The sequence below is a fragment of the Streptomyces alkaliphilus genome (genome assembly GCF_014141535.1).
Lineage (GTDB): Bacteria > Actinomycetota > Actinomycetes > Streptomycetales > Streptomycetaceae > Streptomyces > Streptomyces alkaliphilus.
This window is the reverse complement of the sequence record NZ_VKHT01000017.1, coordinates 1-18,400: the sequence shown is the minus strand read 5'-3', so window position 1 is coordinate 18,400 and position 18,400 is coordinate 1. Positions and strand designations below refer to the sequence as shown.

31 protein-coding genes and 1 pseudogene are annotated in these 18,400 nt (G+C 68.7%); 1 reads left to right on the top strand and 31 read right to left on the bottom strand.

Annotation, left to right across the window (positions count from 1 at the left end; genetic code table 11):
- Positions 1-173: 173 nt before the first annotated feature.
- The 30 genes from rplQ to rpsJ form a co-directional block, all read right to left on the bottom strand.
- Positions 174-719: a 50S ribosomal protein L17 gene (gene rplQ / locus FNQ90_RS01360; RefSeq protein ID WP_143625380.1), complete on the bottom strand. Its 546-nt coding sequence runs from the start codon at positions 717-719 to the stop codon at positions 174-176.
- 212 nt (positions 720-931) lie between these two features.
- Positions 932-1,954: a DNA-directed RNA polymerase subunit alpha gene (locus FNQ90_RS01355; protein ID WP_182604550.1), complete on the bottom strand. Its 1,023-nt coding sequence runs from the start codon at positions 1,952-1,954 to the stop codon at positions 932-934.
- Between the two features lie 277 nt (positions 1,955-2,231).
- Complete coding sequence (gene rpsK / locus FNQ90_RS01350; RefSeq protein ID WP_018558890.1) at positions 2,232-2,636, bottom strand: 30S ribosomal protein S11; 405 nt, start codon at positions 2,634-2,636, stop codon at positions 2,232-2,234.
- 67 nt (positions 2,637-2,703) lie between these two features.
- A complete protein-coding gene (rpsM, locus tag FNQ90_RS01345; protein ID WP_143616928.1) occupies positions 2,704-3,084 on the bottom strand; it encodes a 30S ribosomal protein S13 in 381 nt (126 codons plus the stop codon).
- Between the two features lie 216 nt (positions 3,085-3,300).
- Positions 3,301-3,414: a 50S ribosomal protein L36 gene (gene rpmJ / locus FNQ90_RS01340; RefSeq protein WP_003956441.1), complete on the bottom strand. Its 114-nt coding sequence runs from the start codon at positions 3,412-3,414 to the stop codon at positions 3,301-3,303.
- Positions 3,415-3,440: 26 nt separating this feature from the next.
- A complete protein-coding gene (infA, locus tag FNQ90_RS01335) occupies positions 3,441-3,662 on the bottom strand; it encodes a translation initiation factor IF-1 (protein ID WP_003948620.1) in 222 nt (73 codons plus the stop codon).
- A gap of 275 nt (positions 3,663-3,937) precedes the next feature.
- Positions 3,938-4,774 (bottom strand): type I methionyl aminopeptidase, encoded by an 837-nt coding sequence (gene map, locus FNQ90_RS01330; protein WP_143616926.1) that lies wholly within the window; start codon positions 4,772-4,774, stop codon positions 3,938-3,940.
- A 163-nt stretch (positions 4,775-4,937) separates the two neighbouring features.
- A complete protein-coding gene (locus FNQ90_RS01325) occupies positions 4,938-5,594 on the bottom strand; it encodes an adenylate kinase (protein WP_143616924.1) in 657 nt (218 codons plus the stop codon).
- On the bottom strand, positions 5,594-6,904 hold the full coding sequence (gene secY / locus FNQ90_RS01320) for a preprotein translocase subunit SecY (RefSeq protein WP_143616922.1): 1,311 nt from the start codon (positions 6,902-6,904) through the stop codon (positions 5,594-5,596). The genes FNQ90_RS01325 and secY overlap by 1 nt, the downstream gene beginning before the upstream one ends.
- A 261-nt stretch (positions 6,905-7,165) precedes the next feature.
- On the bottom strand, positions 7,166-7,630 hold the full coding sequence (gene rplO / locus FNQ90_RS01315; RefSeq protein WP_143616920.1) for a 50S ribosomal protein L15: 465 nt from the start codon (positions 7,628-7,630) through the stop codon (positions 7,166-7,168).
- A gap of 1 nt (position 7,631) precedes the next feature.
- A complete protein-coding gene (gene rpmD, locus FNQ90_RS01310) occupies positions 7,632-7,814 on the bottom strand; it encodes a 50S ribosomal protein L30 (protein WP_143616918.1) in 183 nt (60 codons plus the stop codon).
- A complete protein-coding gene (gene rpsE, locus FNQ90_RS01305; RefSeq protein WP_143616916.1) occupies positions 7,814-8,416 on the bottom strand; it encodes a 30S ribosomal protein S5 in 603 nt (200 codons plus the stop codon). The genes rpmD and rpsE overlap by 1 nt, the downstream gene beginning before the upstream one ends.
- 55 nt (positions 8,417-8,471) lie before the next feature.
- Positions 8,472-8,855, bottom strand: a complete 384-nt coding sequence (gene rplR, locus FNQ90_RS01300; RefSeq protein WP_143616914.1) for a 50S ribosomal protein L18 — start codon at positions 8,853-8,855, stop codon at positions 8,472-8,474.
- Positions 8,856-8,858: 3 nt separating this feature from the next.
- The gene (rplF, locus tag FNQ90_RS01295) at positions 8,859-9,398 is read right to left on the bottom strand and encodes a 50S ribosomal protein L6 (protein WP_143616912.1); all 540 of its coding nucleotides are present in this window, start codon (positions 9,396-9,398) and stop codon (positions 8,859-8,861) included.
- Between the two features lie 23 nt (positions 9,399-9,421).
- The gene (gene rpsH, locus FNQ90_RS01290) at positions 9,422-9,820 is read right to left on the bottom strand and encodes a 30S ribosomal protein S8 (protein WP_143616910.1); all 399 of its coding nucleotides are present in this window, start codon (positions 9,818-9,820) and stop codon (positions 9,422-9,424) included.
- A 226-nt stretch (positions 9,821-10,046) separates the two neighbouring features.
- Positions 10,047-10,232, bottom strand: coding sequence for a type Z 30S ribosomal protein S14 (locus FNQ90_RS01285; RefSeq protein ID WP_004571834.1), 186 nt, complete (start codon positions 10,230-10,232; stop codon positions 10,047-10,049).
- A 3-nt stretch (positions 10,233-10,235) separates the two neighbouring features.
- Positions 10,236-10,796, bottom strand: a complete 561-nt coding sequence (rplE, locus tag FNQ90_RS01280; RefSeq protein WP_143616908.1) for a 50S ribosomal protein L5 — start codon at positions 10,794-10,796, stop codon at positions 10,236-10,238.
- Positions 10,796-11,119, bottom strand: coding sequence for a 50S ribosomal protein L24 (gene rplX / locus FNQ90_RS01275; protein ID WP_182604549.1), 324 nt, complete (start codon positions 11,117-11,119; stop codon positions 10,796-10,798). The genes rplE and rplX overlap by 1 nt, the downstream gene beginning before the upstream one ends.
- 3 nt (positions 11,120-11,122) lie before the next feature.
- On the bottom strand, positions 11,123-11,491 hold the full coding sequence (rplN, locus tag FNQ90_RS01270) for a 50S ribosomal protein L14 (RefSeq protein ID WP_019433424.1): 369 nt from the start codon (positions 11,489-11,491) through the stop codon (positions 11,123-11,125).
- 105 nt (positions 11,492-11,596) lie between these two features.
- The gene (rpsQ, locus tag FNQ90_RS01265; protein ID WP_143616905.1) at positions 11,597-11,884 is read right to left on the bottom strand and encodes a 30S ribosomal protein S17; all 288 of its coding nucleotides are present in this window, start codon (positions 11,882-11,884) and stop codon (positions 11,597-11,599) included.
- Positions 11,884-12,108 (bottom strand): 50S ribosomal protein L29, encoded by a 225-nt coding sequence (gene rpmC / locus FNQ90_RS01260; protein WP_143616903.1) that lies wholly within the window; start codon positions 12,106-12,108, stop codon positions 11,884-11,886. Before rpmC ends, rpsQ begins: the two co-directional genes overlap by 1 nt.
- Positions 12,108-12,527 carry a 50S ribosomal protein L16 gene (gene rplP / locus FNQ90_RS01255; protein ID WP_182604548.1) on the bottom strand — a complete coding sequence of 140 codons (420 nt, stop codon included), beginning with the start codon at positions 12,525-12,527 and terminating at the stop codon, positions 12,108-12,110. Before rplP ends, rpmC begins: the two co-directional genes overlap by 1 nt.
- Before the next feature lie 4 nt (positions 12,528-12,531).
- Positions 12,532-13,362 (bottom strand): 30S ribosomal protein S3, encoded by an 831-nt coding sequence (gene rpsC, locus FNQ90_RS01250; RefSeq protein ID WP_143616899.1) that lies wholly within the window; start codon positions 13,360-13,362, stop codon positions 12,532-12,534.
- Positions 13,362-13,709, bottom strand: coding sequence for a 50S ribosomal protein L22 (rplV, locus tag FNQ90_RS01245; RefSeq protein WP_143616897.1), 348 nt, complete (start codon positions 13,707-13,709; stop codon positions 13,362-13,364). The genes rpsC and rplV overlap by 1 nt, the downstream gene beginning before the upstream one ends.
- 44 nt (positions 13,710-13,753) lie before the next feature.
- On the bottom strand, positions 13,754-14,035 hold the full coding sequence (rpsS, locus tag FNQ90_RS01240; protein ID WP_143616895.1) for a 30S ribosomal protein S19: 282 nt from the start codon (positions 14,033-14,035) through the stop codon (positions 13,754-13,756).
- A 12-nt stretch (positions 14,036-14,047) separates the two neighbouring features.
- Positions 14,048-14,884 carry a 50S ribosomal protein L2 gene (gene rplB, locus FNQ90_RS01235; RefSeq protein WP_143616893.1) on the bottom strand — a complete coding sequence of 279 codons (837 nt, stop codon included), beginning with the start codon at positions 14,882-14,884 and terminating at the stop codon, positions 14,048-14,050.
- 40 nt (positions 14,885-14,924) lie between these two features.
- Complete coding sequence (gene rplW / locus FNQ90_RS01230; protein WP_143616891.1) at positions 14,925-15,266, bottom strand: 50S ribosomal protein L23; 342 nt, start codon at positions 15,264-15,266, stop codon at positions 14,925-14,927.
- Positions 15,266-15,913: a 50S ribosomal protein L4 gene (gene rplD / locus FNQ90_RS01225; RefSeq protein ID WP_182604547.1), complete on the bottom strand. Its 648-nt coding sequence runs from the start codon at positions 15,911-15,913 to the stop codon at positions 15,266-15,268. The genes rplW and rplD overlap by 1 nt, the downstream gene beginning before the upstream one ends.
- A 9-nt stretch (positions 15,914-15,922) precedes the next feature.
- On the bottom strand, positions 15,923-16,567 hold the full coding sequence (rplC, locus tag FNQ90_RS01220; RefSeq protein ID WP_143616887.1) for a 50S ribosomal protein L3: 645 nt from the start codon (positions 16,565-16,567) through the stop codon (positions 15,923-15,925).
- Between the two features lie 14 nt (positions 16,568-16,581).
- The gene (rpsJ, locus tag FNQ90_RS01215) at positions 16,582-16,890 is read right to left on the bottom strand and encodes a 30S ribosomal protein S10 (RefSeq protein ID WP_016473429.1); all 309 of its coding nucleotides are present in this window, start codon (positions 16,888-16,890) and stop codon (positions 16,582-16,584) included.
- Between the two features lie 586 nt (positions 16,891-17,476).
- Between rpsJ and FNQ90_RS01210 the strand changes: the two genes are divergently transcribed.
- Positions 17,477-18,133 carry a Uma2 family endonuclease gene (locus tag FNQ90_RS01210; protein ID WP_323379720.1) on the top strand — a complete coding sequence of 219 codons (657 nt, stop codon included), beginning with the start codon at positions 17,477-17,479 and terminating at the stop codon, positions 18,131-18,133.
- 41 nt (positions 18,134-18,174) lie between these two features.
- Here FNQ90_RS01210 and FNQ90_RS01205 read toward each other — a convergent pair.
- Positions 18,175-18,400: pseudogene (locus tag FNQ90_RS01205) on the bottom strand (cation acetate symporter); the annotation flags it as partial.

Below are 18,400 nucleotides of genomic sequence, written 5' to 3'. Positions count from 1 at the left end.
CTTCGGTCACGGGGGAACCATCGGCGGGGTGGGCGGCGCTGTCGGTCACGGGATCGCATTCTCCCGGGCCGCCCGCCGGGAACGGGAACGGGCCCGGCCCCCGCGACTCGCGGGGACCGGGCCCGTCGGAGCCACCCGGCCGGGGCCGGGTGGCTCGGAGGGAGGGCGCCGGATCAGGCGTCCTTCTTCTCCTCGGCCTTCTCCTCGGCGTCCTTCTCGGTGCCCTGCTCCTCGGCGGTCGCGGTGTTCTCCTCCGCGTCCCCGTCCTTGGCGAGGTCGGTGCGGGCCTTGGCCTCGTCCGACTCCTTCACCGCGCGCTGCGTGGCGGCCTCGGCCTCGCCGACGGCCTCCTGCTGCACGGTCAGGGCCTCCACCAGCTCGATGACCGCCATCGGGGCGTTGTCGCCGCGACGGGGACCGATCTTGGTGATACGGGTGTAGCCACCGGGACGGTTGGCGAACTGCGGGCCGATCTCGGTGAAGAGGCTGTGCACGACGCTCTTGTCGGTGATGGTGCGCATCACCTGGCGACGGTTGTGCAGGTCGCCCTTCTTCGCCTTGGTGATCAACCGCTCGGCCACCGGGCGCAGGCGCCGGGCCTTGGCCTCGGTGGTCTTGATGCGCCCGTGCTCGAACAGCGCGGTGGCGAGGCCCGCCAGCATGAGCCGCTCGTGGGAGGGACCGCCGCCGAGACGACGACCCTTGGTGGGCTTGGGCATCGGGTTTCTCCTTCGTGACTGCACCGGCCGTGTCAGGTACCGGTGTCAGGGCCCGCCCGGGCCGGTGCCGGGGCGGGGTGTTCCCGGGGCCGGGGCCCCGGGGAACGTCCTCGGTGCCGCCCGCCGCCCCCCGGGGGGCCGGGGGTCGCGCGGCGGGCGCGCCCGGGCCCGCGCCCCGGCCGGCGGTGCCGGTGCGGGGCGCGGTTCCGGACTCAGTACTGCTCGGTCTCGGCGAAGCCGGGGTCGCCGTCGTCGTCGGCGCCGAAGGCGTCGGCGGCGGAGGTCGGGTCGAATCCGGGCGGGCTGTCCTTGAGGGCCAGGCCCATGCCGGCCAGCTTGGCCTTGACCTCGTCGATGGACTTCGCGCCGAAGTTGCGGATGTCCAGCAGGTCCGCCTCGGAGCGGGCGACCAGCTCACCGACGGAGTGGATGCCCTCGCGCTTGAGGCAGTTGTAGGAGCGGACGGTCAGCTCCAGCTCCTCGATGGGCAGCGCCAGGTCGGCGGCGAGCGCGGCGTCGGTCGGGGACGGGCCCATGTCGATGCCCTCGGCGTCGACGTTGAGCTCGCGGGCCAGGCCGAACAGCTCGACCAGGGTCTTACCGGCGGAGGCCATGGCGTCGCGCGGACGCATCGACTCCTTGGTCTCGACGTCGACGATCAGCTTGTCGAAGTCGGTGCGCTGCTCGACACGGGTCGCCTCGACCTTGTAGGTGACCTTGAGCACAGGGCTGTAGATGGAGTCGACCGGGATGCGGCCGATCTCCTGGCCCGCCTGCTTGTTCTGGACGGCGGAGACGTAGCCGCGACCGCGCTCGACGGTCAGCTCCATCTCCAGCTTGCCCTTGGCGTTGAGGCCGGCCAGCACCAGGTCGGGGTTGTGCACCTCGACGCCGGCGGGCGGGGCGATGTCGGCGGCGGTGACCAGGCCGGGACCCTGCTTGCGCAGGTACATCACGACCGGCTCGTCGTGCTCGGAGGAGACGACCAGCTGCTTGATGTTGAGGATCAGGTCGGTGACGTCCTCCTTGACCCCGGGCACGGTGGAGAACTCGTGCAGCACGCCGTCGATGCGAATGCTGGTGACGGCGGCACCCGGGATGGAGGAGAGCAGGGTGCGGCGCAGGGAGTTGCCGAGGGTGTAACCGAAGCCCGGCTCCAGCGGCTCGATCACGAACCGGGAGCGGAACTCGTCGACGACCTCTTCGGTCAGGGAGGGACGCTGTGCGATCAGCATGGGTGGTGACTCCGGTCTTCGGCACCCGCTATTTGATGCCGAGAGAAGGACGACGGGGTGTCCGGCGGACGCCGGCCCCCGGGACGACGGCACCGGGGTGCCGCCGGGCCCGGCCGGCGGCGTGTCGTGCGCCGCCGGTGGGTGGTGCGGGGTCGCGGGCCCCGGTCGCCCGGCGAGGGGCGGGAACCCGCTGTCGGGCCGAATCCCGGAGGACCCGACCCGACGGTCGGCCGTCCCGCCCGGGTGCCGGGGCACCCTGGCGGGGACGACCGTCGAATCAGACGCGCCGGCGCTTGGGCGGGCGGCAGCCGTTGTGCGGGGTGGGGGTCACGTCCTGGATGGACCCGACCTCCAGGCCGGTGGCCTGGAGGGAGCGGATCGCGGTCTCACGACCGGAGCCCGGACCCTTGACGAAGACGTCCACCTTCCGCATGCCGTGCTCCTGGGCACGACGGGCGGCGCTCTCCGCGGCCATCTGCGCGGCGAACGGGGTGGACTTGCGGGACCCCTTGAAGCCGACGTGGCCGGCGGAGGCCCAGGAGATCACGTTCCCGGACGGGTCGGTGATCGAGACGATGGTGTTGTTGAACGTGCTCTTGATGTGGGCGTGCCCGTGAGCGACGTTCTTCTTCTCCTTGCGGCGCACCTTCTTGGCGCCGGCCTGTCGGCCCTTCGGAGGCATAAAGCGCTATCTCCCGTGGAGGTGGTCGGTCCCGCTGCGCGAACCGCGAAACGGCGTCCGGAGCGGACTACTTCTTGCCCGGCTTCTTCTTGCCGGCGATGGCGCGACGCGGGCCCTTGCGGGTACGCGCGTTGGTCTTGGTGCGCTGTCCGCGAACCGGCAGGCCGCGGCGGTGACGCAGACCCTCGTAGCTGCCGATCTCCACCTTGCGGCGGATGTCGGCCTGGATCTCGCGTCGGAGGTCACCCTCGGTGCGGATGTTGCCCTCGACGTACTCGCGGATGCGGACCAGCTCGTCCTCGGAGAGGTCGCGAACGCGGGTGTCGGGGTTGATACCCGTCTCGCGGAGCGTGGTCTGCGACAGGGTGCGACCGATGCCGAAGACGTAGGTGAGGGCGACCTCGACGCGCTTTTCGCGCGGCAGGTCGACGCCCGATAGGCGTGCCATGCGTGGGCTCCTGATTCGTGTCGGAGGTCTGCCGCAGCGCCGGTCCCGGCATGGCTACCGGGTCCCCGGCCTCCGACCGGGGGTGTCGCCCTCCGCGCGGGGCGGGGGCGGGACGCTGCGGTATTGACGTGTGGGGCGATGATCCGGGCACGGGGTGCCGGTCACCGCCCGGGCGCGTGAAGTCTGCTTCGAGTGTTCGGCTCGGCGTGTCCGCGATCAGCCCTGGCGCTGCTTGTGGCGCAGGTTGTCGCAGATGACCATGACCCGACCGTGGCGGCGGATCACCTTGCACTTGTCGCAGATCTTCTTGACGCTCGGCTTGACCTTCATGGGATTGAGGTTCTCCGGGTCTCGATCTACTTGTAGCGGTAGACGATCCGCCCGCGCGTCAGGTCGTAGGGCGAGAGCTCCACCACGACCCGGTCGTCGGGCAGGATACGGATGTAGTGCATCCGCATCTTGCCGCTGATGTGCGCGAGAACTTGGTGACCGTTCTGCAGCTCGACCTTGAACATAGCGTTCGGCAGAGACTCGACGACGGTGCCCTCGATCTCGATGGCCCCTTGTTTTTTGGCCATGCTTGAGCGCTTCACCTTCCGGGATCGGCTACCTGGACAGCCCTGATACACGGGTGTACCGGGACCGACGCACCAGTCTACGTGAGCGCTCGGGAAAAGACGAATCAGGTAGGTTTCCCCGCGATCAAGATCATCATGCGGGGGCACGCGAATCGGAAGCGACGGGGTTTTCCGGCGATGTCGGTTCCCCGACAAAATCCACCGGATGGGATGGGATCGACCGGGTCCGACCGGAATCCACCGGGACGGGCCGGAACCGGTCGGGACCGGTCGGGTCAGCCCAGCGGGTCCGGGGCCGCCTCGATGCCCAGCTCCGCCAGGCGCGCCCGCCCCCCGTCGGGAGCGGTGAGCACCAGCGGGCCCCGCTCGGTCAGCGCGACGGAGTGCTCCCAGTGCGCCGACCAGCCGCCGTCGTCGCTCTTGACCGTCCAGTCGTCGGAGAGCACGTGGGTGGCCGGGTCGCCGAGGGTGACCATCGGCTCGATGGCCAGGCACATGCCCGGCACCAGACGCGGTCCCTTGCCACGCCGCCGCTCCACGTAGTTCAGCACGTGCGGCTCCATGTGCATGGCGCTGCCGATGCCGTGCCCGCCGTACTCCTCGACGATGCCCCAGCGCCCCGAGGGCGGCGGGGGCTGCTTGCGGATGTCGCGCTCGACCGCGCGGGAGATGTCCACCAGTCGGCCACCGACCCGCATGGCCGCGATGCCTGCCCACAGCGAGTGCTCGGTGACCCGGCTCAGCTCGTGGACCTCGGGGGCGTGGCCGTCCCCGACGAAGACGGTCAGCGCCGCGTCCGCGTGCCAGCCGTCGATGATCGCGCCGGCGTCGATGGAGATGATGTCCCCGGAGGCCAGCACGGTGTCCTCGGAGGGGATGCCGTGCACCACCACGTCGTTCACCGAGGTGCAGATGTTGCCGGGGAAACCGCCGTAGCCGAGGAAGTTGGGCTTGGCCCCGTGCTCGGCGATCACGGCGGCGGCGATCCGGTCCAGCTCGGCTGTGGTGGTCCCGGGAACGGCGGCCTCGGCGCAGCGGCGGTGCATCTCGGCGACCACCAGCCCCGCCGCACGCATGCTCGCGATCTGCTCGGGGGTCTTGATCTCCACCATGAATCGGGTTCTCTTCCGTGCCGGGTCGAAGGGCCGGCTCGGCCGAAGGGGCCGGGGCGGCCGGGAAAACGAGAGGGGCGAGGGATCTCGCGCCGGGGGCCGGGGTGTCCGGTGCGGACACCCCGGCCCCGGGGTCGTCGCCGCGGTGCCCCCGCGGCGGGGGTCAGACGGTGCGGTGCGGCAGCGCGGCCAGCGCGCGGCGCGTCACCTCGGGGACGGCGCCGAGGGCCGGGATGGTCACCACGAGGCCCTGGTCCCGGTAGTGCCCGATGATCGGCTCGGTCTCCAGGTGGTAGACCTCCAGCCGCTTGCGGACGGTGTCCTCGCGGTCGTCCTCGCGCTGGTAGAGCTCACCGCCGCAGACGTCGCAGACGCCCTCCACGCGCGGCTTGCTGTACTCGGTGTGGAACAGGTGGCCGCTGTCCTCGCGGCAGATGCGGCGGCCGGCGATGCGCCGGACCACCTCGTCCTCGGGAACCTCGAGGTCCAGGACGGCGTCGAGCGCGACACCGGTCTCCCCCAGCAGCTTGTCCAGGGCCTCGGCCTGGGGCAGGTTGCGGGGGAAACCGTCGAGCAGGAAGCCGCTCTCGGCGTCGGGCGCGGCCATCCGGTCCGCCGCCATCCCGATCGTGACCTCGTCCGGTACCAGTCGACCCTCGCGCATGTACTCCTGCGCCCGGCGACCGAGCTCGGTCCCCTGGCGGATGTTCGCCCGGAAGAGGTCGCCGGTCGAGATGTGCGGGATGCCGAGGTTCTCGGCGAGCAGGGCGGCCTGCGTGCCCTTGCCCGCCCCCGGCGGTCCGACGAGGACGATACGCATCAGCGGAGGAACCCTTCGTAGTTTCGCTGGTGGAGCTGGCTCTCGATCTGCCGAACCGTCTCCAGACCGACACCCACGATGATGAGGATGGAGGTACCGCCGAACGGGAACTCCCCCTGCGCGTTGAACATGATGAGGGCGACGGCGGGAACCAGGGCGATCAGACCGAGGTAGATCGAACCGGGCCACGTGATGCGGTTCAGCACGTAGCTCAGGTATTCGACCGTGGGTCGTCCGGCCCGGATCCCGGGGATGAACCCACCATACTTCTTCATGTTTTCGGCCACGTCTTCGGGGTTGAAGGTGATGGCCACGTAGAAGAAGGCGAAGAACACGATGAGGGTGAAGTAACTGATGAGGTAGATCGGGCTGTCCATCTGGACCAGGTTCCGCTGGATCCAGTCGGCCCATCCGCCCTCGGATCCGCTGAACTGCACGAGCAGCAGCGGGATGTAGAGCAACGACGAGGCGAAGATGACGGGGATCACGCCCGCCTGGTTCACCTTGAGGGGGATGTAGGTCGAGGTGCCGCCGTAGGAGCGGCGCCCGATCATGCGCTTGGCGTACTGCACCGGGATGCGGCGCTGCGCCAGCTCGACGAAGACCACCAGGCCGACCATGGCCAGACCGCAGGCGATGACCACGCCGAACTCGATCCAACCGTCGGCCAGGGTGCCCGCGTTCTTGATCGACCACAGCGCGCCGGGGAAGCCCGCCGCGATGGAGACGAACATCAGCATCGACATGCCGTTGCCGATGCCGCGGTCGGTGATGAGTTCACCCAGCCACATGATGAGCGCGGTGGCCGCGGTGAGGGTGATGATCATGACCAGGACGGTGAACATCCCGTCATCGATCAGGATGGGTTCGGTACAACCGGCGAACAAAGAGCCGCTGCGCGCGGTGGCCACCAGACCGGTGGCCTGCAACACGGCGAGGGCGACCGTCAGGTATCGCGTGTACTGCGTGATCTTCGCCTGACCCGACTGCCCCTCCTTCTTGAGGGCCTCCAGTCGCGGAATGACCACGACCAGGAGCTGCAGAATGATGCTCGCCGTGATGTACGGCATGATCCCCAGCGCGAAGATGGTGAGCTGCATCAGGGCGCCGCCACTGAACATGTTGACCAGACCGAAGAGACCCGCGTTGCTGTCCTCGATCTGTGCCACGCAGTACTGGACGTTCTGATAGCTCACGCCGGGCGTGGGGACGTGTGCCCCGAACCGGAACAGCACCACGATGCCGAGCGTGAAGAGCAGCTTCTTGCGCAGGTCGGGCGTCTGGAACGCCCGGGCGAACGCGGTGAGCACGGTTCCTCCTGCGCCCCCCGCGAAGGCCTCGCGAGAGGTGACGGTCTTGTAGTTCCACGGATACTGAGGGAATTGCGGGGTGCCCCCCGAAGGACCCCCGAAAGGGTCCGGAACCCACGACACGGCGGGCCCGGAGCACGGCACCGCAGGCCACCTTACCGGCCGTATGGCGATGCGGGAATGACGCCGCATACGCGTGACCGGGGACGCCCGTTCGAAGCGCCCCCGGTCACATCTGTTTCACACTCCCCGAGCCGAGGCTCAGAGCAGCTCGTTGACGGTTCCGCCGGCGGCGGTGATCTTCTCCTTGGCGGAGCCGGAGACGGCGTCGACCGTCACCTGGAGCGCCACGGAGATCTCACCGTTGCCGAGGACCTTCACCAGCTCGTTGTCGCGCACCGCGCCCTTGGCCACCAGGTCCGGCACGGTCACCTCGCCACCCTCGGGGTAGAGGGCGGCCAGGCGGTCCAGGTTGACGACCTGGAACTGCTTGTGGGCGGGGTTCTTGAAGCCCTTGAGCTTCGGCAGCCGCATGTGCAGCGGCAGCTGACCGCCCTCGAAGCCGGCCTTCACCTGGTAACGGGCCTTGGTGCCCTTGGTACCGCGACCGGCGGTCTTGCCCTTGGATGCCTCACCACGACCCACACGGGTCTTGGCGGTCTTCGCCCCCGGGGCGGGCCGCAGGTTGTGGATCTTCAGCGGCTTGTCGGCGTTCTCGCCCGCCATGTCAGTCCACCTCCTCGACCGTCACGAGGTGCCGCACGGTGTTCGCCATGCCGCGGATCTCCGGACGGTCCTCCTTGACCACCACGTCGTTGATGCGCTTGAGCCCGAGGGAGCGCAGCGTCTCGCGGTGGTTCTGCTTGCTGCCGATGTAGGACTTGGTCTGGGTGATCTTCAGGCGAGCCATCACGCACCCGCCCCTGCCCGCGCCCGCAGCAGAGCGGCGGGGGCGACGTCCTCCAGCGGCAGGCCACGACGGGCGGCGATCTCCTCGGGGCGCTGCAGGCCCCGCAGAGCGGCCACCGTGGCGTGCACGATGTTGATGGGGTTGGACGAGCCGAGCGACTTGCTCAGCACGTCGTGGATACCGGCGCACTCCAGGACGGCGCGCACCGGACCACCGGCGATCACACCGGTACCGGGGGACGCGGGCTTCAGCAGGACGATGCCCGCGGCCTTCTCGCCCTGGATCGGGTGCGGGATGGTGCCCTGGATCCGCGGCACCTTGAAGAAGGACTTCTTGGCCTCCTCCACACCCTTGGCGATGGCGGCGGGCACCTCCTTCGCCTTGCCGTAACCGACACCCACGGTGCCGTCACCGTCGCCCACCACGACCAGCGCGGTGAAGCTGAAGCGACGACCACCCTTCACGACCTTGGCGACGCGATTGATCGCGACGACGCGCTCGACGTACGCGGTCTTCTCGGCGGCCGCGCCGCCGTCCCGGCCCTTCCGGTCCCGCCGCTCGCCGCCACCGGCGCCGCCACCGCGGCGCTGGGGTCCAGCCATTGGAATTACCTCTCTCGTCTTGTCCGCTCAGCCAGCTGTTGGCAACGGAACCGGCTCAGAACTTGAGACCGGCCTCACGGGCGGCGTCGGCCAGGGCGGCGACCCGCCCGGCGTACCTGCTGCCACCCCGGTCGAAGACGACGGCCTCGATGCCGGCCGCCTTCGCCCGCTCGGCGACCAGGGCGCCGACCCGCTGGGCCTGCGCGCTCTTGTCGCCGTCGGTGCCGCGGATGGAGGCGTCCATGGACGAGGCGGAGGCCAGCGTGTGGCCCGCGATGTCGTCGATGACCTGAGCCACCACGTGGCGGTTGGAACGGGTCACGACCAGGCGCGGACGCTCCGGGGTGCCCGAGATCTTCTTGCGGATGCGGATGTGCCGCCGCTTGACGGCCGCACGCTTCCGGGCGTCACCCTTGGCGATCTTCACACCGTATGCCATGGCTTACTTACCAGCCTTTCCGACCTTGCGGCGGATGACTTCGCCCTCGTACTTGATGCCCTTGGCCTTGTACGGGTCGGGCTTGCGAAGCTTGCGGATCTTCGCCGCGACCTCGCCGACCTTCTGCTTGTCGATGCCCTGGACGGTCAGCCTGGTCGGGGTCTCCACCGCGAAGCTGATGCCCTCGGGGGCCTCGATCAGGATCGGGTGGCTGTAGCCCAGGGAGAACTCGAGGTTCGAACCCTTGGCCTGGACGCGGTAACCCACACCGCTGATCTCCAGGCGCTTGCTGTAACCCTCGGTCACGCCAGTGATCATGTTCGCCACCAGCGTGCGGGACAGGCCGTGCAGGGCCCTGTTCCGGTTCTCGTCGTTGGGGCGGGTGACGACGATGGCGCCGTCCTCGCTCCGTGCGACCTCGATGGGCTCGGCGACGGTGTGCGAGAGGTTCCCCTTGGGGCCCTTCACGCCGACCGTCCGGCCGTCGATGGTGACGTCCACACCGGCGGGAACCTGGATGGGGAGCTTGCCGATACGCGACATTGCTTGTCCTCCGTTCCCTTCCGTTACCAGACGTAGGCGAGGACTTCCCCGCCCACGCCCTTCTTCTGCGCCTGCTTGTCGGTGAGCAGGCCGTGCGACGTGGAGATGATCGCCACGCCGAGGCCGCCGAGCACCCGCGGCAGCGCGGTGGACTTGGCGTAGACCCGAAGGCCCGGCTTGGAGATCCGCTTCAGGCCGGCGATCGAGCGCTCGCGGTTGGGGCCGTACTTCAGCTCCAGGACCAGGTTCCGGCCGACCCGGGCGTCCTCGGTCTTCCAGCCGGTGATGTAACCCTCCTGCTGGAGGATCTCCGCGATGTGCGACTTGATCTTGCTGTGCGGCATCACCACGGAGTCGTGGTAGGCCGAGTTGGCGTTCCGCAGACGTGTCAACATGTCTGCGATCGGATCAGTCATGGTCATGTGATGGCCTTGGGCCTCTCTCGCCGGGGTTTCCTGTCTGCTCCGTCCCTCTCCCCGCGCCTGGCGGGACGGGTGTGGAGCGGGGACCTACGGCGTAGTAAGTCGATTCGGGGCGGCGGGCGCCCAACCCTTCCACCTTAGTTCACCGAACCGTTGGTGGAAAAAATCGGGCCGACCCGCCGTCCGATTGCTTGCCGAGAGAGTTCCGGTGCCCGCCGGGTGGCGGTTACCAGGAGCTCTTCGTCACGCCCGGCAGCTCACCGCGGTGCGCCATCTCGCGCAGGCACACACGGCACAGGCCGAACTTGCGGTACACGGAGTGCGGCCGGCCGCAACGCTGGCAGCGCGTGTAGGCACGCACGGCGAACTTGGGCTTGCGGGCCGCCTTGGCAATCAGGGCCTTCTTCGCCATGGCTCACGCCTCCTTGAACGGGAATCCGAGGTGACGCAGGAGGGCGCGGCCCTCGTCGTCGTTGGTCGCCGTGGTGACCACGGTGATGTCCATGCCCCGGACCCGGTCGATCTTGTCCTGGTCGATCTCGTGGAACATGACCTGCTCGGTGAGACCGAAGGTGTAGTTGCCGCGGCCGTCGAACTGCTTGGGTGACAGACCCCGGAAGTCACGGATGCGCGGCAGCGCCAGCGACAGCAGCCGGTCCAGGAACTCCCACATGCGGTCGCCGCGCAGCGTGACGTGCGCGCCGATCGGCTGACCCTCGCGCAGCTTGAACTGCGCGATGGACTTGCGGGCCTTGGTGACGGCCGGCTTCTGGCCGGTGATCGTGGTGAGGTCGCGCACGGCGCCCTCGATCAGCTTGGAGTCGCGGGCGGCGTCGCCCACACCCATGTTGACCACGATCTTGGTCAGACCGGGGATCTGCATGACGTTCTCGTAGGAGAACTCCTCGCGCAGCTTGCCCTGGATCTCCTCGCGGTACCGCTGCTTCAGGCGCGGTGCGTAGGTGGTGGCAGTCATCAGATGTCCTCACCGGTCCGCTTGGCAACGCGGATCTTGTTGCCCTCGTCGTCGAAGCGGTAGCCCACGCGGGTGGTGACCTTCTTGCCGTCCTGCTCCACGACGAGCGCGACATTGCTCACGTGGACGGGGGCCTCGGTGGTCACGATGCCGCCGGTCTTCGACCCGCGGGCGGTCTGCCCGGCCTTGGTGTGCTTCTTGACCCGGTTGACACCCTCGACCAGGACACGGTCCTCGCGGGGGTAGGCCACGATGACCTTGCCCTGCTTGCCCTTGTCCTTGCCGGTGATGACCTGGACCAGGTCGCCCTTCTTGATCTTCATCGGTTACAGCACCTCCGGCGCCAGCGAGATGATCTTCATGAACTTCTTCTCGCGCAGCTCACGGCCGACGGGGCCGAAGATACGGGTACCGCGGGGGTCGCCGTCGTTCTTGAGGATCACGGCGGCGTTCTCGTCGAAGCGGATGTACGAGCCGTCCGGACGACGACGCTCCTTGACGGCACGAACGATGACGGCCTTGACGACGTCACCCTTCTTCACGTTGCCGCCGGGGATCGCGTCCTTGACGGTGGCGACGATGACGTCGCCGATGCCCGCGTAGCGCCGACCCGAGCCACCGAGCACCCGGATGCAAAGGATCTCCTTCGCACCGGTGTTGTCGGCGACCCGCAGTCGCGACTCCTGCTGGATCACGTCTCTCTCCTGATCGTCTGCCGGTTCCCGGCGGGGGCCCTCACGGATGACCGCGAGCGGCCCCCACCGAGCCTGGCGGAACTGTTCCTGAGAAAACTCAGGTGGTTACTTGGCCTTCTCGAGGATCTCGACGATGCGCCAGCGCTTGGTCGCGGACAGCGGACGGGTCTCCATCAACAGGACCCGGTCGCCGATGCCCGCGGCGTTCTGCTCGTCGTGCGCCTTGAGCTTGTTGGTACGGCGGATGATCTTGCCGTACAGCGCGTGCTTGACGTGGTCCTCGACGGCGACGACGACGGTCTTGTCCATCTTGTCGCTGACGACCAGACCCTCACGGGTCTTGCGGCGACCACGCTCGCCGGTGTTCTCGGCAGTCACATTCTTCTCACTCATCAGGCGCTCTCCACCGTCTCGATGCCCAGCTCGCGCTCACGCATCAGGGTGTAGATCCTGGCGATGTCCTTGCGGACGGCCTTGAGCCGGCTGTTGTTCTCCAGCTGCCCGGTCGCCGCCTGGAAGCGGAGGCGGAACAGCTCCTCCTTGGCCTCGCGCAGCTTCACGACGAGTTCCTCGTTGTTCAGCTCGCGCAGCTCGGCCGTCTTGGTACCGGCAGCCATCACGCCTCCCCTGTCTCGCGCCGCACGATCCGGCACTTCATCGGAAGCTTGTGCGAGGCGCGGATCAGCGCCTCACGGGCGATCTTCTCGTTCGGGTAGGACAGCTCGAACATCACCCGACCGGGCTTGACGTTCGCGACCCACCACTCCGGCGAACCCTTACCGGAACCCATGCGGGTCTCGGCGGGCTTCTTGGTCAGCGGACGGTCGGGGTAGATGTTGATCCACACCTTGCCGCCACGCTTGATGTGCCGGGTCATCGAGATACGCGCGGCCTCGATCTGCCGGTTCGTCACGTAGGCGGCGGTGACCGCCTGGATGCCCCACTCGCCGAACGCCACCTCGGTGCCGCCCTTGGCCATGCCCTTGCGCTTGGGGTGGTGCTGCTTGCGGTGCTTGACCCTGCGCGGGATCAGCATGGGGTCAGCCCTCCTTTCCGGAGCTGTCGGGCGACGCCGCCGCGGCGCCGGTCTCGGCCCGTGCGGCCTCGGCCGGAGCGTTCTGCTGCTGCGGCTTGCGACCACGGCCGCCGCGCTCGCCACGACCGCCGCGCGCCGGACGGTCGGAACCGCCGCGCGAGGGACGGTTGCCGGCCCGGGCGGCGGCGTTCTCGGCACGGACCTCGGAGATGTTCTTCACATCACCCTTGTAGATCCACACCTTCACACCGATGCGGCCGAAGGAGGTACGGGCCTCGAAGAAGCCGTAGTCCACGTTGGCGCGCAGGGTGTGCAGGGGCACGCGGCCCTCGCGGTAGAACTCGGAGCGGGACATCTCCGCGCCGCCGAGCCGACCGCTGCACATGATCTTGATGCCCTTGGCGCCGGCCTTCAGGGTGGACTGCATGCTCTTGCGCATGGCCCGCCGGAAGGAGACCCGGGAGGCGAGCTGCTCGGCGACGGCCTGGGCGACCAGCTGGGCGTCGAGCTCCGGGTTCTTCACCTCGAGGATGTTGAACTGGATCTGCTTGCCGGTCAGCTTCTCCAGGTTGCCCCGGAGACGGTCGGCCTCGGCACCGCGACGGCCGATGACGATGCCCGGCCGGGCGGTGTGGACGTCGACGCGAACCCGGTCACGGGTGCGCTCGATCTCCACCTTGGAGATGCCGGCCCGCTCCATGCCACTGGTGAGCATGCGACGGATCGCGACGTCTTCCTTGACGTAGTCCTTGTACAGCTTGTCGGCGTACCAGCGCGACTTGAAGTCGGTGGTGATGCCGAGCCGGAACCCGTGCGGGTTGACCTTCTGTCCCATTACCGGGTCCCTTCCTTGCTGCCGAGGACCACGGTGATGTGACTGGTCCGCTTCCGGATCCGGTAGGCGCGACCCTGCGCGCGCGGACGGAACCGCTTGAGGGTCGGGCCCTCGTCGACGTACGCCTCCTTGATGAAGAGCGTGTCGACATCGGTGTGGTCGTAGTTGTGCGCGGCGTTGGCGATGGCGCTGTCCAGCACCTTGCCGACCGGCACGCTCGCGGCCTGCGGGGCGAAACGCAGGACCGCCCGGGCCTCCGTGGCGTCCATGCCACGGATGAGGTCCACCACACGGCGGGCCTTCATGGGCGTGACGCGGATGTACCGCGCCTGGGCCCTGGCTTCCATGGTTGTCCCTTCGGTGTCAATCATCTTGTCTCGCAACCCGTCGGTCAGCGACGACGCGACTTGCGGTCGTCCTTCACGTGGCCGCGGAAGGTGCGGGTCGGCGCGAACTCGCCGAGCTTGTGGCCGACCATCGACTCGGTGACGAACACCGGGACGTGCTTGCGACCGTCGTGCACCGCGATCGTGTGCCCGAGCATCGCCGGGACGATCATGGAGCGGCGGGACCAGGTCTTGATGACGTTCTTGGTGCCGGCTTCGTTCTGGGCGTCCACCTTCTTGCTCAGGTGGTCGTCGACGAAGGGCCCCTTCTTCAGACTGCGCGGCATCGTGGCCTGCTCCTAGCGCTTCTTGTTCGTCTTGCGGCGGCGGACGATGTACTTGTTGCTGGCCTTCTTCGGCGAGCGAGTACGTCCTTCCTTCTTGCCCCAGGGCGAGACCGGGTGGCGACCACCGGAGGTCTTGCCCTCACCACCGCCGTGCGGGTGGTCGACGGGGTTCATGACCACACCGCGAACGCTCGGGCGAACACCCTTCCAGCGCATCCGGCCGGCCTTGCCCCAGTTGATGTTCGACTGCTCGGCGTTGCCGACCTCGCCCACGGTGGCGCGGCAGCGGACGTCGACCAGGCGGATCTCACCGGAGGGCATGCGCAGGTGCGCCATGCGCCCCTCGCGCGCCAGCAGCTGCACCGAGGCACCCGCGGAGCGGGCGAACTTGGCGCCGCCGCCGGGCCGCAGCTCGATGGCGTGGATGACCGTACCCACCGGGATGTGACGCAGCGGCAGGTTGTTGCCGGGCTTGATGTCGGCGCCCGGACCGTTCTCGATGCGGTCGCCCTGCTTCAGGCCGGCCGGCGCGATGATGTAGCGCTTCTCACCGTCGGCGTAGTGCAGCAACGCGATGCGCGCGGTGCGGTTCGGGTCGTACTCGATGTGCGCGACCTTGGCCGGCACACCGTCCTTGTCGTGCCGACGGAAGTCGATCAGGCGGTAGGCCCGCTTGTGGCCACCACCCTGGTGACGGACGGCCACCCGGCCGGAGTTGTCCCGACCACCCTTGCTGTGCAGCGGGCGGACCAGCGACTTCTCCGGCGTGGACCGCGTGATCTCGACGAAGTCGGCGACACTGGCGCCACGACGGCCCGGAGTCGTCGGCTTGTACTTGCGGATACCCATTCTTACGTCCTCGTCCGGTATCGGACGGCTCGGACCTCCGTCAGGAGACCGGGCCGCCGAAGATGTCGATGGTTTCGCCCTCGGCGAGGGTCACGATGGCGCGCTTGGTGTCCGCGCGCTTGCCGTAACCGGTGCGGGTGCGCTTGCGCTTGCCCTGCCGGTTGATGGTGTTGACCCCGGCGACCCGGACCGAGAAGACCGACTCGACGGCCTGCTTGATCTGGGTCTTGTTGGCACGCGGGTGGACGACGAACGTGTACTTGTTCTCGTCCAGCAGCGCGTAGCTCTTCTCGGAGACCACGGGGCGGAGCAGGACATCACGGGGGTCCGTGAAGGTCTTGCTGGTCACGCCCTCGGCGGCGGCGGGGGTCGCCTCGCTCATCAGGCCTCGCTCCCTTCGGACTTGGTCGGGCCGGCGACGAAGCTGTCGAAGGCGGCCTTGGTGAAGACCACGTCGTCGGAGACGAGCACGTCGTAGGTGTTCAGCTGTGCCGGCTCGAGGATGTGGACCTGCGGCAGGTTGCGGGCCGACAGCCAGGCGTCGCGCTCGGCCTTCTCGGCGACCAGGAGCAGGTTCTTGCGCTCGCTGATCTTCCCGAAGAGGGTCTTGGCGGCCCTGGTCGAGACCTCGCCGTCCACGACGCCGGAGACGACGTGCACGCGCTGGTGGCGGGCCCGGTCCGAGAGGGCACCGCGCAGCGCGGCGGCCTTCATCTTCTTCGGGGTCCGCTGGGAGTAGTCACGCGGCACGGGGCCGTGGACCACGCCACCACCGGCGAACTGCGGGGCACGGGTCGAGCCCTGGCGCGCGCGGCCGGTGCCCTTCTGGCGGTACGGCTTGCGGCCACCGCCGCGAACCTCGCCGCGGGTCTTGGTCTTGTGCGTACCCTGGCGGGCCGCGGCCAGCTGGGCGACGACGACCTGGTGGATCAGCGGAACGCTGACCTGAACGTCGAAGATCTCCGAGGGGAGTTCGACGGAACCGGTCTTGTCGCCGGCCGGCGAGAGGATGTCAATGTTGGTGGTCATCGTTTAACCTCAGGCCCCCTTGGCCGCGGTGCGGACCAGGACGAGGCCGCCGTTCGGACCGGGAACCGCGCCCTTGATGAGCAGCAGTCCCTTCTCCGCGTCAACGGCGTGGACGGTCAGGTTCTGGGTGGTCACCCGCTCGTTACCGGTGCGACCGGCCATCCGCATGCCCTTGAACACGCGGCCGGGAGTGGCGCAACCGCCGATGGAGCCGGGCTTGCGGTGCACGCGGTGGGCACCGTGGGAGGCCTTGCCACCGCGGAAGCCGTGGCGCTTCATGACACCGGCGGTGCCCTTGCCCTTGGACTTCCCGGTCACGTCCACCTTGAGGCCGGACTCGAACACCTCGGCCGTGACCTCCTGGCCGGTGGTGTACTCGGAGGCGTCGGCGGTGCGGATCTCCACCAGGTGACGACGGGGGGTGACGCCCGCCTTGGCGAAGTGGCCCTTGAGGGGCTTGTTCACCTTGCGCGGGTCGATCTCGCCGAAGGCGATCTGGACGGCGTCGTAGCCGTCGCGGTCGGCGGTGCGGACCTGGGTCACAACACAGGGGCCGGCCTTGACCACGGTCACCGGGACGACACGGTTGTTCTCGTCCCAGACCTGGGTCATGCCGAGCTTCTCGCCCAGGACGCCCTTGATCTGCTTGGTCATCTTCAGCGCACCCCTCAGAGCTTGATCTCGATGTCGACGCCGGCCGGGAGGTCCAGGCGCATCAGCGAGTCAACGGTCTTGGGGGTCGGGTCGAGGATGTCGATCAGACGCTTGTGGGTACGCATCTCGAAGTGCTCGCGCGAGTCCTTGTACTTGTGCGGCGACTTGATGACGCAGTACACGTTCTTCTCTGTGGGCAGCGGCACCGGGCCCGCGACCGACGCACCGGTACGGGTCACCGTCTCGACGATCTTCTTCGCCGAGTTGTCGATGACCTCGTGGTCGTAGGCCTTGAGCCGGATGCGGATCTTCTGTCCCGCCATGGCTGGTTCGTAGTCCTGTCTCTCGTCAACGCTCCGGAACCCGGTGGCTCGGGTTTCCCCGGCCCCTCACCGAGCGCCTCGCTCGACCCACGCGGTCGGGCGTGTCGCGCTTCCGAGCGGATTTCACCGCAACGGAAAACCCTCCGGAGGGTTTCTCCGGCGGGCGGCGGGGGGATGGTGTCCACCAGGTGCCTGGTCGGCGCCCCACCGACACTTCCCGGAAGATCCCGGTACTTCCACCCCTGATGAGGGGTGACGAATACGATGGGACTCGCTTCCGGTCCTCCCGGCGGGAGGCGCGCGGCATCGGCACTCAACCGAGCAACCCGCCCAGTGTGCCATACCGGACACAGCGCCCGCCAATCGGCCCGAACACCCCGCCGACAGCGTGACGACCCTCACACCCACGGGTGTTGGCGGGCCCGGCGACGACCGGCTGCCTGGTCGATGATCGTTTTTCCGGTTTTCCCGATTTCGGTGCGCGACACGTTCCGCGCACCCCCGGCGCGTGTCCGCACCACCGGCGAGAATCGTCCCCGTGATCACCGGACGGTGATCATCCCCCTACGCTCGGAGGTGAGGTCCCGTGGCACGCAACGCGGACAGGAGCACCGACATGACCATCGCCCCGGAACAGGCCCCCGCCCCGGAGAGGACGGAGGACCGGCCGAGCCCGCCCCCGGCGCGAGCGGTGACGGGCCTCATCGACCTGGCCGAGGTGGTCTTCCGCGAGCTACCCGGTCACCGACCGGAAATCCTCGAGGGACGACTCATCGTGAACCCACCACCCGACGGACATCATGCGGACTCGCTCACCGACCTCACCCTGGCCCTGGCCGAGTTGCACCGGGGGGAGACCAAAGTCAGGCAGGGAATCGGGTTGTGGCTGCCCACGGGCGACGAGGACTACGTCATCCCCGACCTCTCCGTGGTCGACGCGGACGCCCTCGACCACGTCGTCGCCTACAACTGCTTCGACCCGCGCGTCTTCCGCATGGTCGTGGAGATCACCTCGGGCAACCACGTCAACGACACCGTCACCAAGCCGCCCCTCTACGCCCGTGCCGGCGTTCCGGTGTACCTCATCGGCAACCGTCGGGAGGAGGAAGTCGTTCTGCTCACCGACCCCCGGGAGGACGGGTACCGCACCCGAAGCGTCCACCGCCCCGGCGAGACCCTCGTCCTGCCCGAGAGCATCGGCGCCAAGATCGAGATCGACGTGGACACTCTTCTCCCCCGCTGAAGCCCGCCCGGGCCCCGGGTGAACGGGCGGCCGGTGGTGGCTCAGCCGTCGCGCGGGGTCGGGGCGTGCAGCCGCAGCACCGCGTGCCCGGCCCACGAGGGCGGCACACCCCAGCTCCGCACCCGGGACACGCCGATCATCACGGCGAAGGCCAGCGGTACCGTCCACGCGGCCGGTTGGGCGAGCAGCACGGTCACCGCCCCCGGCCCGGTGTCCGTCAGCGCCGAGGCCAGGGCCGCCCCGGTGGCCGCGCACACCCCCGTGGCC